13 protein-coding genes are annotated in these 13,163 nt (G+C 65.3%); 7 read left to right on the forward strand and 6 right to left on the reverse strand.

What is annotated here, in order from left to right; translation table 11 throughout:
• The first annotated feature begins 89 nt into the window (after nt 1-89).
• From CVV68_RS11130 to CVV68_RS11160, 7 genes are read left to right on the forward strand one after another with little or no spacing between them, the layout of a single operon-like run.
• Entirely contained in the window at nt 90-2,525 is a 2,436-nt protein-coding gene (locus CVV68_RS11130) for a GMC oxidoreductase (RefSeq protein WP_211320799.1), read from the forward strand.
• Nucleotides 2,522-4,345, forward strand: coding sequence for a metallophosphoesterase (locus CVV68_RS11135; protein ID WP_110501067.1), 1,824 nt, complete (start codon nt 2,522-2,524; stop codon nt 4,343-4,345). Before CVV68_RS11130 ends, CVV68_RS11135 begins: the two co-directional genes overlap by 4 nt.
• Complete coding sequence (locus CVV68_RS11140) at nt 4,345-5,397, forward strand: alpha/beta fold hydrolase (RefSeq protein ID WP_110501068.1); 1,053 nt, start codon at nt 4,345-4,347, stop codon at nt 5,395-5,397. The genes CVV68_RS11135 and CVV68_RS11140 overlap by 1 nt, the downstream gene beginning before the upstream one ends.
• A complete protein-coding gene (locus CVV68_RS11145; protein WP_211320800.1) occupies nt 5,394-6,323 on the forward strand; it encodes an acetoacetate decarboxylase family protein in 930 nt (309 codons plus the stop codon). The genes CVV68_RS11140 and CVV68_RS11145 overlap by 4 nt, the downstream gene beginning before the upstream one ends.
• Entirely contained in the window at nt 6,320-6,817 is a 498-nt protein-coding gene (locus CVV68_RS11150) for a DUF1772 domain-containing protein (RefSeq protein WP_110501069.1), read from the forward strand. Before CVV68_RS11145 ends, CVV68_RS11150 begins: the two co-directional genes overlap by 4 nt.
• Nucleotides 6,814-7,275, forward strand: a complete 462-nt coding sequence (locus CVV68_RS11155) for a hypothetical protein (RefSeq protein WP_245933478.1) — start codon at nt 6,814-6,816, stop codon at nt 7,273-7,275. Before CVV68_RS11150 ends, CVV68_RS11155 begins: the two co-directional genes overlap by 4 nt.
• Nucleotides 7,272-8,582, forward strand: coding sequence for a patatin-like phospholipase family protein (locus CVV68_RS11160; RefSeq protein WP_110501070.1), 1,311 nt, complete (start codon nt 7,272-7,274; stop codon nt 8,580-8,582). Before CVV68_RS11155 ends, CVV68_RS11160 begins: the two co-directional genes overlap by 4 nt.
• Nucleotides 8,583-8,606: 24 nt before the next feature.
• On the opposite strand, the gene CVV68_RS11165 is transcribed toward CVV68_RS11160, so the two are convergent.
• The 6 genes from CVV68_RS11165 to secE form a co-directional block, all read right to left on the reverse strand.
• Nucleotides 8,607-9,698, reverse strand: coding sequence for a GNAT family N-acetyltransferase (locus CVV68_RS11165; RefSeq protein ID WP_110501071.1), 1,092 nt, complete (start codon nt 9,696-9,698; stop codon nt 8,607-8,609).
• A 24-nt stretch (nt 9,699-9,722) separates the two neighbouring features.
• A complete protein-coding gene (locus CVV68_RS11170) occupies nt 9,723-10,298 on the reverse strand; it encodes a GNAT family N-acetyltransferase (RefSeq protein WP_110501072.1) in 576 nt (191 codons plus the stop codon).
• 120 nt (nt 10,299-10,418) lie between these two features.
• Nucleotides 10,419-11,126, reverse strand: coding sequence for a 50S ribosomal protein L1 (rplA, locus tag CVV68_RS11175; RefSeq protein ID WP_110501073.1), 708 nt, complete (start codon nt 11,124-11,126; stop codon nt 10,419-10,421).
• A 175-nt stretch (nt 11,127-11,301) separates the two neighbouring features.
• Complete coding sequence (gene rplK / locus CVV68_RS11180; RefSeq protein WP_026555792.1) at nt 11,302-11,733, reverse strand: 50S ribosomal protein L11; 432 nt, start codon at nt 11,731-11,733, stop codon at nt 11,302-11,304.
• 129 nt (nt 11,734-11,862) lie between these two features.
• A complete protein-coding gene (gene nusG / locus CVV68_RS11185; protein ID WP_110501074.1) occupies nt 11,863-12,678 on the reverse strand; it encodes a transcription termination/antitermination protein NusG in 816 nt (271 codons plus the stop codon).
• Between the two features lie 90 nt (nt 12,679-12,768).
• A complete protein-coding gene (secE, locus tag CVV68_RS11190; protein ID WP_110501075.1) occupies nt 12,769-13,062 on the reverse strand; it encodes a preprotein translocase subunit SecE in 294 nt (97 codons plus the stop codon).
• Nucleotides 13,063-13,163: the final 101 nt, after the last annotated feature.

Raw genomic sequence — 13,163 nt, forward strand, 5'->3', positions numbered from 1 at the left:
CTCCAGGGGGTGGTATCTGTAGAATTCGCCCTAGTTACGCATGATCCGGGAAGCTGCATCCGTGCAGGTTACGAGCCGGGGGCAGGGGGATGGTCGGTTTGAACGTGAACATCGCCGCCGAGGAGTACGTCGACGCCGTCGTCGTCGGCTCGGGTTTCGGCGGCTCCGTCGCCGCCCACCGACTGGCCGAAGCCGGCAAGCGGGTAGTTGTCCTGGAGCGCGGAAAGGCCTACCCGCCGGGCAGTTTTGCCCGAACGCCGACCGAATTCGGCGCGGCCTTTTGGGATCCCAGCGCGGGGCTTTACGGCCTCTTTGACACGTGGTCCATGCGCGGCCTGGAGAGCCTGGTCTCCAGCGGCCTGGGCGGTGGATCGCTCATTTACGCCAATGTCCTGCTGCGCAAGGATGAACACTGGTTTGTCCACGAGTCCCCCCTGCCGGGCGGCGGCTATGAGAATTGGCCCTTCAGCCGGGCGGACCTTGACCCGCACTACCAACGGGTCGAAGACATGATCGGTACGGCGACTTATCCGTATTTGGATACGCCCAAAACCGAGGCGGTGGAGGCCGCCGCCCGCAACCTTGGCCTAAGCTGCAACCGACCGCCCCTGGCCGTCACCTTCGCCCGCCCCGGAGAGGAGCCCCAGTCCGGCCGCGAGCTGCCCCTGCCCCGCTATGGCAACATCCACGGCCGCTACCGCCAAACCTGCAACCTGTGCGGTGAATGTGACGTTGGCTGCAATACCGGCGCCAAGAACACCCTCGACCACACCTATCTCTCCGCGGCCGCGGCCGCCACTGTTCCCGCGGAGATCCGCACGCTCCACGAGGTGCGCGGTTTTGAACGGGACGACGACGGCACCTGGCTGGTTCGCTACGTCACCCACGATCCGGGGAACCCGTCCTCCACCAGGAACCTTCCCGAACAGCTGATCCGCTGCAGCAAGCTCATCCTGGGGGCCGGAACCTTTGGCACCACGTATCTATTGCTGCGCAACCGAATCTCGCTTCCGGGCATCAGCGAGGCCCTTGGCACGCGGTTCTGTGGCAACGGCGACCTTCTGGGGCTGATGCTCAACGCCACAGAAATGGTGGCCGGCAAAAAGACGTCCCGGCCCCTGGTGGGCAGCCGCGGGCCCGTGATCACCACCGCCATCAGGGTTGGCGACGAAGTGGACGGCGACGGCAGCACCGGGCGGGGATTCTATCTGGAGGATGCCGGTTTCCCGGGTTTCATGAACTGGATCATGGAGCTGTCGCAGCTGCGCGCCGCCGTGCCGAGAGTGGCCCGGATGGCCGCCCGCATCGTGGAAAACCGGTTGTTCCAACAAAACCGGACCAACATCTCCGGGGACCTGGCGGCAGCCATGGGCACCGCCTCCTTCTCGGACTCATCGGTTCCACTGCTGGGCATGGGCCGGGACGTGCCGGACGGCATGATGACACTGCGTGATGGCCGACTCGCCGTGGACTGGACAGTGGCAACCTCGGAAGAATATTTTGGCCGTGTCCGCGAGACCATGCGGGCCATCGCCACGAACCTCGGTGCCGAGTTCCAGGACAACCCCCTGTGGTGGGCCAAGCGTGTCATTACGGTGCATCCGGTCGGCGGTGCGCCCATTGGCGCCAACCCGCACGAAGGCGTCTGTGATCCGCATTCGGAAGTCTTTGGCTCCCCGGGCCTATATGTCCTGGACGGGTCCGCCATGCCGGGGCCGGTCGGCGCCAACCCGTCCCTGACCATCGCGGCACTGGCCGACCGGGCGTGTGACTACATGCTGGAGTCTCCGTGGCCGGCTGCCCATGGGCACCGGCCGGCGTCGAACGCCGCGCGGGACGTCCGGGCCGCACCCGCGCCGCCGGAAACGGCCCCAAAGCCGGCGCGTCCCGCCACCACGGTTGCCTTCACAGAGCAGATGAAGGGCCACTTCACCCTTGGCGTCGGCGAACCGGCCATGGCCAATGACGTGGCCCTGCTGCGCCACGAACGGATGATGTTTGAGCTGACCATCACCACGGAGGACATTGCGGACTTCACCGCCAACCCGGCCCACCCCGGCACGGCGTCCGGCTATCTTGACGCGGATCTGCTGGGCGGGCGCTGCGACGTCGAACAGGGCTGGTTCAACCTGTTCGTCACGGCGAATCCGCCCGCCGTCAAGCGCAAGCTGATGCTGTACCGGCTCCACGTCAGAAGCCCCGGCGGCAAGCCAATGACTTTCGTGGGCTACAAGGACGTCCACGACGACCCCGGCTTCGACATCTGGGCGGACACCACCACGCTGAAGGTGCAAATGCTGGACGGCCACCAGCCCCAGCTGCCGGATTCCGGGCTTCTCCCCCCAGCCGACCCGCGGGTGCTGGGCGCGGGCGTGCTGTACATCCACCCCCTCGACTTCGCCCGGCAACTCACCACGTTCACCACGCACGGCCCGGACGGTCCGAAAGCCATGGCCCGTTTTGGGGAACTGTTCCTCGGCTCCCTGTGGGACACCTATTCCGGAATTGCCAGGGCCGGGCGATGAAGGCGGAACGGCTCGCCCGGCACGAAGTTGAGCTCGGGTTCAGGCCCCGCCCCGCCGTAAGGTGGCTTTCGCCGCCCGAGTTGCTGCGCAGCGGAATCCGCGTGTTGATTGCCCAAATGTTTGCCGCCTATGACGACCGCCGCGAAATCCAGTCCGTCTTCGCGCAGGCCACCATCAACATCGACCGGTACAAGCACCGGGACGGGCACCTGTGGATCGACTTTGTGGCGGACCTCGGTGACGGCTTCGATGCCACCTTCACCATCGCCTCCCTGCTTGCCCAGGAGTCGCTTACAGTGTTGATGCCCGACGGCGGCACCGCCGCCCTGCCCAAGGCCCACCTTGTCGTGATGGGTGGAGATGAGGTGTACCCCACTGCGTCAAGTAAGGCCTATGAGGACCGCACCTCCGGGCCCTATGGCGCAGCATCGCGGCCCACACCCAACGCCGCACTGCTGGCGCTGCCCGGCAACCATGATTGGTATGACGGGCTGACGGCCTTCATGCGCATGTTCGCCCAGGGAGCCGCCGTGGGCGGGTGGCAGACCTTGCAAACCCGCAGCTACTTTGCCGTGCAGTTGCAGGCTGGCTGGTGGCTGGTGGCGCTGGACAGCCAGTTGGGAGAATACATCGACCAGCCGCAATTGGATTACTTTGAACAGGCCATCTCCACGAAGCTGCGGCCAGGCGACGCGATCATCCTGTGCGCGGCATCCCCCACCTGGGAGACCACGGCGCACGACCCCAACGCGTTCAACACTCTGAACTTCTTTGAAAACGGCTATCTGCTCAACAAGCGCAACCACCTGACGGGGCAGCTGGAACCCACCGGCGCGGCCGTCCGGCTGTGGATCAGCGGCGACCACCACCACTATGCACGCTATTCCGAACAGGCACCGGATCCTGCCGGCCGGGCACCGGATCCGCGCAACACCCAGATGGTTGCCTGCGGCCTGGGCGGGGCCTACCTGATGGGAACGGACCGGCTGGCTCCGGAGCTTGCCCTCCCGCCCGACGGGTCCCGGATGCGCACCAAGAGCCCGCTCCCAACGAATTTCTTCCGGGCCGCGGCCGCCTTCCCTGACCAGGCGATATCCAAGACACTGTACCTGCGGCTGCTCAACCCCTTTTCCCGCTACTGGCTGCCCACCCGGAACCCGTGGTTTGGAGTGGCCTTGGGCGTGGTGCACATGGTGCTTTTCACAGTTCTGGCTGCCATGCTCGCAGCCACGAGCCGGCTCACCGTGACGGAAGCCGTCAGGACCGGCACCGTCCCTGAAGCGCTGGCCATGAGCGGCTGGGCCTTCGGCGTCCCACTGGCGGTCGTTTCGGTGTACCGCCTCTTCGTTGCCCTGACGGAGGGGCGGACGCCGCCCTCCGGCTGGCAGCCGCTGGCCGCCGTCGCGGTTCAGCTGGTGGTGTCCGCCGGGCTGTTTGTCCTGGCGGTCAGCGTTCCGGGCATCGCCGGGCTTCCCGTGGGGCTGGTCCTGCTCATTGCTGCCACGGCCGGGGCGGTGCTGGGCGCGGAGGCCTTTGCCCTGTTTGTCGTGCTCGCCCCGCCGGGGAACATCGGTGACTTCAAGATGACCGGGTTGGCGTACGAGGACGGCAAGGGGTTTGTACGCATGCACCTCACCCCCGACGGTGAGCTGACCCTGTATCCGCTCCTGGTGGACACGGTCGTCCACGACTGGGACATCCAGCAGGAGCCGGACGGCACCGCCCGCCCCCGCCCCCATTCGGCCCTGCCACACATGCGGCTGCTTGAGCCGCCCATCGCCATTGCCCGCAGCGGGCTGCCGCGGGAAGGAAGAATCTGATGCGCGCACCGGGGACCACCCGCAGGGACCACATCACCGAGGTCATCCCGTTCACGGCCGACGACGGGCTGCCGCTGACCCTGGTCCATGTCGGCAACCCCCTCCTCGGCACACCGCCGCGGGGACCGGTGCTGCTGGTCCACGGCGCCGGCGTGCGGGCTGAATTGTTCCGGCCTCCCCTGCCTCGGACGCTCGTTGATGCGCTGCTGGATGACGGTTGGGATGTGTGGATGCTCAACTGGCGGGCGTCAATCGACCTGCAACCCGTGCCGTGGACCCTTGACGATGCCGCCGCCTACGACCATCCGGCGGCCGTCCGGTATGTGCTGGCGGAGACGGGGGCCGAATCCCTGGCGGCCTTCATCCATTGCCAGGGCTCCACCTCCTTCACCATGGCCGCCGTGGCGGGGCTGCTGCCGGGCGTACGCACCATCGTCTCCAACGCCGTCTCCCTGCATGTGAACATTCCCGCGTTTTCCAAGGCCAAGATCACCCGCATGCTGCCGCTGGTCGGCGCGTTCACGCCGTCGCTCTCGCCCCGCTGGGGCTATAAGTCGTACGGGTACTTCTCCCGGGTGGTGCGCGCCACCGTCCGCGCCACGCATTGGGAGTGCCACAACACCGTGTGCCGCATGGTCAGCTTCACGTACGGCAGCGGCAGGCCCGCGCTGTGGTCCCATGAAAACCTCGACGACGCCACGCACCGGTGGATCACCGGCGAATTTGCCGGCGCCCCCCTAACGTTCTTCCGCCAAATGGCGGACTGCGCCCGCGCTGGCTACCTGGTGCCGGCCCGCCACCTGGCCCTGCTGCCGCAAAGCTTTGTGGCGCAGGCTCCCCAGACCGATGCCCGCTTCGTGTTCCTGGCCGGGGAGGACAACCGCTGCTTCCTGCCGGAGGGCCAGCAGCGCAGTTTTGACTTCTTTGCCGGGCACCGGCCGGGGCGCGATGCCGTGCACCTTTTGCCCGGCTACGGCCACCTGGACGTCATTTTTGGCAAGAACGCCTGGCGGGACACGTATCCCCTCATAGTGAAGGAGCTTGGATCATGAACCTGTTTCTCCCGCCGCTCCGTGCGGCAATGAATTTGCTGCCCTCCGCCATACCCGCCCGGCAGCGGCGGATGGCCGGGACCATTGCCACCGTGGACGGGATTGGCTACGTCATGCCGGTGAACTCTGAGCCGTCGCCGGTGCTGATGACGGCGTTCCCCATCGATGCGGGGGCCGCGGCCGCGCTTCTGCCCGGCAAGGAATTGCACCCGTTCCGGCTTCCCGGCGGGAAATCGCTGCTGGTGGTCACTGTCATCAACTATTTGGCCACTGACATTGGCGCGTACATCGAGTATTCGCTGGCGATTGCCGTCACGCACGGGGCCAGGCCCGCGCCGCCGCTGCTGCCGCTCATGCTGCAAAGGACCCTGAACTTCGGCCAGTACGTTGTTGACCTGCCCGTCAGCACGGAAATCTCCGTCAAGGGCGGGAAGGGGATCTGGGGCATGCCCAAACACCAGGCCAGCCTCGATTTTCTGGTGACCGAAAAAACGGTATCGAGCGCGTACGAGCTTGACGGCGAACTTGGCTGCCTGATCGAGATTGACCGTCCCCCGGCCACTTCCCTTCCCCTCAAGGTCGGCGCGGTGAACTACTGCTCATTCCGCGGCCTGCTCTACAAGTCCTCCATCTACTTTGCCGGGACGGCGGACGTGGCGTTCGGCAAGGCGGCGTCCGCTCGGGTGCGCTTTGGCCCCCTGCCCCAGGTAGCCGGGCTTGCGGCCCTGGAGGTGGGCCCGCAGCCGCTGTTCACCATGTACATCCCGGACTCCCACGGTGTCCTTGACGACCATTTTGAGGCGTGGTTCCAATATGGCGATGGCCAGGCGCCCCCCGGCGGCGACGGCCTGGACAGCGTGGCCACGCTGGGCCTGGGCGAGGACTGGCCGCCGCCGCCCACCCGCAGCGGGGTGCGGGCGCCGTGACCGGCGGGCTCGCCTGGCTGGCCCTGGCCAACGCCGGGCTCACGGCGTTTGGGGCCTCCTTGTACATGGGGCTCATGCTGGTGGTGCGCTTTTTTCTGCGCCCTGCCTGGAAATCGCTCACCGTGGACACCCTGGGGACGTTCTTTGGCATCCCCATCGTGGCCGCCACCCGGTTCTTCCGGATCATGTTCATCCCGTACCTGCTCAGCAGCGCCCTGCTGGTATGGACGGCCTGGGGCCACGAGGCCGCCGTCGTGTGCGCCCTAGTTGCGGCGGCCTGCTACCTCACCCTGGCACTGTGGTTTCAGCTGCGGATGCTGCCGGTGAACACCGTGCTGCTCTCCGGGAAGGTGACGGACAACGGCGGGCTGCAGCCGTTGCTTGCGCGCTGGAACGCGCTCAACGAGGTGCGCGTGGTGGTCAGCTGCATCTATTGGCTCGCGGCGCTCGGCTTCCTGGCCAGCGCCCACCACATCTGGGAGGGACTGTCATGATGTGCCCGGCAACGCCACTGTCCCTGGCCAACGAATTGGAGCTGCGGACCCTGTGGGAGGACAAGCTGCGGATCACCGTCCTGGCCATTGGGGCCGTCACCGTGGTCTCCGGCGGGGCGCAGGTGGCCGCGCCGCGCTTCGTGCTCGGCATGATCGGCGCGGACCGGTCCGCCACCTCTGCCCAGCTCTTTGCCACAGTGGGCGCATTCATGGTGGTGGTGGGCGGCGCGCTGACCCACGTGACCATCAAGGGCTCCGAGCTGCAGGTGGTGCTGTTCTGGTCGACGGTCCAAAAGGTCATGGCCGTGGCGGCCGTGTGCCTCGGTGTCGCCGCCGGCGTCTTCGGACCCGCGGCGCTCGGCGTTGCCGCGTTTGACCTCATATCCGCCGGGTTCATCGCGGCCTTCGCCCTGCGCGTCCATCGCCAGGGCATCATCGTGACCGGTGCCCGGCCATGAAGCGGTCGCTGGTGCTGGCCGGGGGCGGCATGCGCGTGGCCTGGCAGGCCGGCGTCGTTAAGGCACTGGCGGACGAGGGACTGGAGTTCGACCACGTGGACGGCACCAGCGGCGGCATCCTGACGACCGCCATGCTGCTCTCCGGTGTGGCGCCCGACGAGATGATCCGGCGCTGGCGGGACGTCAATGTGCGCAACTTTTCCTCGGCGCTGCCACTGCGCGACTACCTCAAGGGGCCCTGGAACCTGCCGGCCCTCAGCGACGCGGACGGGATCGTGAACAAACTGTTCCCGGCGCTGGGCATTGACGCCGCCCGCATCCGGGCCGGCAGCCTGGAAGGCTCATTCAACGTCGCCAACTTCACGGACAAGCGCAGCATCGCCCTCGATGCCCGCGACGTCGACGCCGAACTGCTGGCCGCCGGCATGAGCCTGCCCTTGTTCATGACGCCGCTGAAGCGCGACGGCGTGACGTGGACTGACGCCGCCTGGATCCGCGACGCGAACGTCACCGAGGCGCTTCGGCGCGGCGCCGAGGAGGTGTGGCTGGTGTGGTGCGTCGGCAACAGCCCTTACTGGGGCGACGGTCCGCTGGAGCAATATGTGCACATGATCGAGATGAGCGCATCCGGCGGGTTGCTGTTCGACTTTGCCATCGCGGAGGCGGCGGGCCGGGAGTTTGTGCTGCACGTCGTCAAACCCGCCCATCCGCTGCCGCTTGATCCCGACTTTTACCTCGGCAGGATTGACGCGCTGACCTTGATTGGCATGGGGTACCGTGATGCCGTTGCCTATCTGTCCGGCCGGGCACCGGCCGGGGTGCCGGCCGACTACACATGTACGAAGATGACGGATCCGCCTCCCGGGGTGCGGTGGACGGAGAAGCTGTCCTCCGGCGCAGTCCGGGCGCTTTTGACAGTGTGGCTGCCCTCCGAAAAGGGGCTGTCCGCTTCCGTCACGGGATTCATTGAGAATCCGCAATGGGCCCATCCGGCGCCGTTGGCGGACGGACGCCTGGTGGTCTCCGACGCCGGGGACTCCTGGACGTACGCGGGCCGGATCCGGGTCGACGGTGAGTGGGTGGACGTTGCTGTGGAACGCCACTTTGGCTCCGGCGGATCGCCGTGGCACGAACGCATGAACGCTTCACTTCAGGTGGGTGCCGACCGGCTTGACGTTCGGCTGGGCGTGCCCGAGGCCGCCTCCCTGCTGGCCTCCATTGAGCCGTTCGGTGCGCACGGCGTTTTCCAGCGCGTGAACGCCGTGGCATCGGTGGTGCAAAAAAGCGTCCGGGGTCTCCGGCACTAGGACGCGGTCCCCGGGAGTGCTGCGCTACTCGCCACTGTCAAAAGACTTCCGCCATTGCCCAGTCACGCCTGCGTTTGCAAAGCCCATGCGGGCATTGATATTGATCATGGACGTGTTCTCCGCCGCATTCCAGGTATAGATGGTGTGTGACTGCGGGAATTCCCGAGTCAGCAGCTCCAGGTTGGCAAGCTTCATTTTCAGCCCCAGTTCCCGGCCGCGATGCTCATCTTCCATGACGGTGTCGTCCTGAAACACCACGTCGTCGCGGTGGCCCAACACGGAAATCGAGGTGTACCCCACCAGGTGCCCCGAAGTCACGTACTCGGCGGCGGTCACCAGTGTGTGCCGGCCGGTTGTCTGGGACAGCTCCTCGGCCTCCCGCAGACGCGCCACGTCCCATTGGCCTTCCCCGGCCGGCGCTCCCATGCCCTGTTCCAGGCGGGCGACGTCCCCGGCCCATTCCTCAGGGCAGTGGTCCGTCCACTGGTGCAGGGCGTAGTCGCTGCCGTGCGCTGCAGCAGCGGACTCTTTCAGTTCCGCGGCGCGGTCCCCTGGGAATGGCAGCCGGCATGAACTGAACTGCTCCACCCGTTCCAGCCCATAGCCGGCATTGTGCGCAAACCGCGCCTGCCGGTTCTCCACGGGCAGCGCACCTGTCCCGTTGGCGGCATGCAGCAGCCCGCCGTCGCCGGCAGGTTTTCCCTGCACCGGCAGATCATGCGCCGAATGGTTGGTCTCGACCACCACAACACGGCGGTTTTCCCCGCGCACAAATGATTCCGCCGCCTCAAGCAGCCGCCGCCCCAGCCCGTGCCCCTCCACAGCAGGCAGCACGTCCAGGGTGACGTGTGCCAGTTCCGTGTGATCATCCAGCGGCATGGCAATGCCGGCACGGCCCACGATCTCGCCGTCAAGCCGAGCCACCAGCACCACGTACCACTCGTAGGGGTCGTGGCACAGCGCCAGCATTTCCTCCCCCGTGTACGCCAGGTCGTCATTGCCCCATGTGCCCGCGCGCACCTGCCGGGAAACTTCAACTGCGCGCAGGAAGTCCACGGCGCCGTCGCCCTGGAGCGTTTCAGGCACGCGCAACTGTTCAATCCGCATATCGGTCATTGTCTGCTGCTCCTGAAGCTAGGCTTATGCCGGCCGCACCATGACAAAGTCATGTTCAACCCGCTTCCCCAATTGAAAATTCTTATTCCCCGCCACGGTGAAACCATGTTTCTCGTAAAATCGCCTGGCCCGCATGTTCGCGCTGTTGACGCCGAGCCACACCTGCCGTGCACCCCGGGCCTCCGCCCAGTCCAGGCTGGCCGCCATGATCCGGGCCGTTGTACCGCCACCGTGGCAGTCCGGGCGGGCATAGCACTTGCTCAGCTCCACTGCGGCCGTCTCCCCCACCACGGCCGCCACGTCCGCGTCCGACGGCGGGACGTCCACCAGCAGGGTGTACGCCAGCAGGCGCGTCCCTCCCTGGGGAAATGCCCCGCCGGCCCCGTCGGCCTCACCGGCTGGAACTTCCGCGACAAAAAGAGCCATGGCAGGGTTGTTGAGATAGCTGGCAAAGGCGTTGACACTGAGCTTGGCGGCAGTAAAGGCCGCGATGTCCTCCGGTGTGCTGCCGGGCGGGCACGCCAGCGGGAAGGTCACGGCCGCAAGTTCCGCCAGTGCGGGCGCGTCAGCGGTGTTTGCCTGCCGGATGATAATGCCCATTCGATGCTCCCAAGGATCCGCCGGTGACCTGCCCGTCCCCTCCACCTTATAAAAGTAAAGGGCCCGGCACGGCGAATCGCCATGTCGGGCCCTTTACTCAGTCAGTCTTCAACCGAAGGCCTAAGCCTCGATGACGACCTTCGTCACAGCCGGGTCAACCGTGATGCCGGGGCCAAACGTCGTCGCGACAGTGGCCTTCTGCAGGTAGCGGCCCTTGGAAGCGGAGGGCTTGAGGCGAAGCACCTCTTCCAGTGCTGCCGCATAATTCTCCGCCAGCTTGACCTCGTCGAAGGAGACCTTGCCAATGATGAAGTGCAGGTTGGAGTGCTTATCGACTCGGAAGTCGATCTTTCCGCCCTTGATGTCATTGACAGCCTTGGCGACGTCGTTCGTGACCGTACCGGTCTTCGGGTTGGGCATGAGGTTGCGCGGGCCAAGAACCTTACCCAGGCGGCCAACCTTACCCATGAGGTCCGGGGTTGCAACGGCCGCGTCGAAGTCGGTCCAGCCGCCCTGGATCTTTTCGATCAGGTCGTCGGTGCCAACGAATTCAGCGCCGGCTGCGATAGCGGCCTCGGCGCGCTCACCCGTTGCGAAAACGAGGACACGGGCGGTCTTGCCCGTGCCGTGCGGCAGGTTGACGGTGCCGCGGATCATCTGGTCGGCCTTGCGGGGGTCCACGCCCAGACGGAAGGCGACCTCCACGGTGGCGTCGAACTTGGACGGGTTGGTGTCCTTGGCGAGCTTGATGGCCTCGAACGGTGCGTAAACCTTTTCCGCATCGATCTTGGCTACGGCTGCCTCATATGCTTTGCTGCGCTTTGCCATGCTGCTTGTTTCTCCTTGTGCAGTTGTGGTCGTTTGGACCGCGCGGGCCCTGCCACTACGCCGCCGGCAGGCACCCAGGGTGCGTGTCGACGTCGTTCCTTATGATTTTGGTGGTGCTGCGGTGACTGCGGTTGGCGCGGCCACGACAGTGGTGAGGTAAAAGTCCGTTAAGGACCTAGGCTTCGACGGTGATGCCCATGGAGCGGGCGGTGCCGGCGATGATCTTCTCGGCGCCTTCGATGCTCGTGGCGTTGAGGTCAACGAGCTTCTGGGTCGCAATCTCGGTGACCTGGGCCTTGGTCAGCTGCGCAACCTTGACGGTGTGCGGGGTAGCTGAACCCTTGGCGACGCCTGCAGCCTTTTTGATGAGCTCTGCAGCCGGCGGGGTCTTGGTGATGAAGGTGAAGGAACGGTCTTCGTAAACCGTGATTTCAACCGGGATGACGTTTCCGCGCTGGGATTCCGTCGCAGCGTTGTACGCCTTGCAGAATTCCATGATGTTGACACCGTGCTGGCCAAGCGCGGGTCCGATGGGCGGGGCCGGGTTGGCGGCACCTGCCTGGATCTGCAGCTTGATAAGGCCGGTGACCTTTTTCTTGGGAGCCAATGTAGGGTCCTTCTCTCAATAACTTTCCTGAACGACGGAGCGCGTCCAAGGTGGGTGGCCGGATGGCGTCCGGCCGGACGCTGCCCGGCAACAAAGCTAAGTTGCCGTTCAGCGAAATCGGTGGATCAACTAGATCTTGGTGACCTGGTTGAAGGCGAGCGTAACCGGGGTTTCGCGCTCGAAGATGGAAACCAGCACCACAAGCTGCTGGGACTCGGGCTTGATCTCGGAGATCGTGGCGGAGAGGGTCTCGAAGGGGCCGTCCCTGACAATGACAGCCTCGCCGACCTCGAAGTCGATTTCGGCGTCAATGGGATCGTGGCGCAGCGGAACGCCGCTCTCTTCGGCCTGCTGCTCCTCGAAGATCGGGGCAAGCATGGAGAAGACCTCGTCCAGGCGCAGCGGAACCGGGTTGTGGGCATTGCCAACAAATCCGGTGACGCCGGGGGTGTGGCGGACGACGCCCCAGGAGGCATCCGTCAGGTCCATGCGGACCAGGACGTAGCCGGGGATGCGAACACGGTTCACAACCTTGCGCTGGGCGTTCTTGATCTCCACGACTTCTTCCATGGGGACCTGGACTTCGAAGATGTAATCTTCCATGTTCAGCGACAGGCTGCGGGACTCAAGGTTGACCTTGACGCGGTTTTCGTAGCCGGCGTAGGAGTGGATGACGTACCAGTCGCCTTCCTGGCGGCGCAGCTTGGCCTTGAACTCCTCGGCCGGGTCGACCTCCGGCTCGGCAGTCGCGGCGTCCTCGCCGGCGTCGATATCGGCGTTCTCATCAGCGTCAGCGGATTCGGCCACCTCTTCGCCAACCGCAGTGTCGGTGCCTGCTTCGGCGTCGTCCGCGGGTGCATCAAGGTCAGCACTGATGGCAGCATCAGCAACCACAGTGTCCTGGTCCTGCTCACTGTAAGTAGCCTCGGGCTCCTGCTCAGACACGAATTTCCTGCTTTCCTGGTGCGTTTCTTAAATGGCTCAAACCGTCCCCTTGTCAAATATCACTTTCCGGGGCCGGCCAAAGTTGAGCGTTTACTGCTCGATGTTTACGTTGCCGCCAAAGACCCAGAGCACGAGCTTGCCGAATCCCAGATCCAGGACGGTGACGATACCCATCACGATGACAACGAATACCAGCACAACTGCGGTGTAGTTGACCAGCTCCTTGCGAGTGGGGGTGACAACCTTCTTCATCTCACCAATGACTTGGCGCAGGAAGATGGCTATGCGTGCAAAGAAGCCGGGACCGCGGGGCTTGGCGTTCTTTTTGGCAGGGCGGCCCTTGGAGCGGCTTGCCGCAGTTTCGGTCACCAGTGCCTCACTCATCATTAGTTGGAAAACACACAAGCCCGCAAAACGGACCGTGTCATGTGCTGATATTCGCCAGATTCAGCGGGCTTCGGTCCACCCGGCACCCCATGACTGGA

Origin of the sequence: Arthrobacter livingstonensis (assembly GCF_003219815.1) — a bacterium.
In the GTDB taxonomy this organism is placed as follows: domain Bacteria; phylum Actinomycetota; class Actinomycetes; order Actinomycetales; family Micrococcaceae; genus Specibacter; species Specibacter livingstonensis.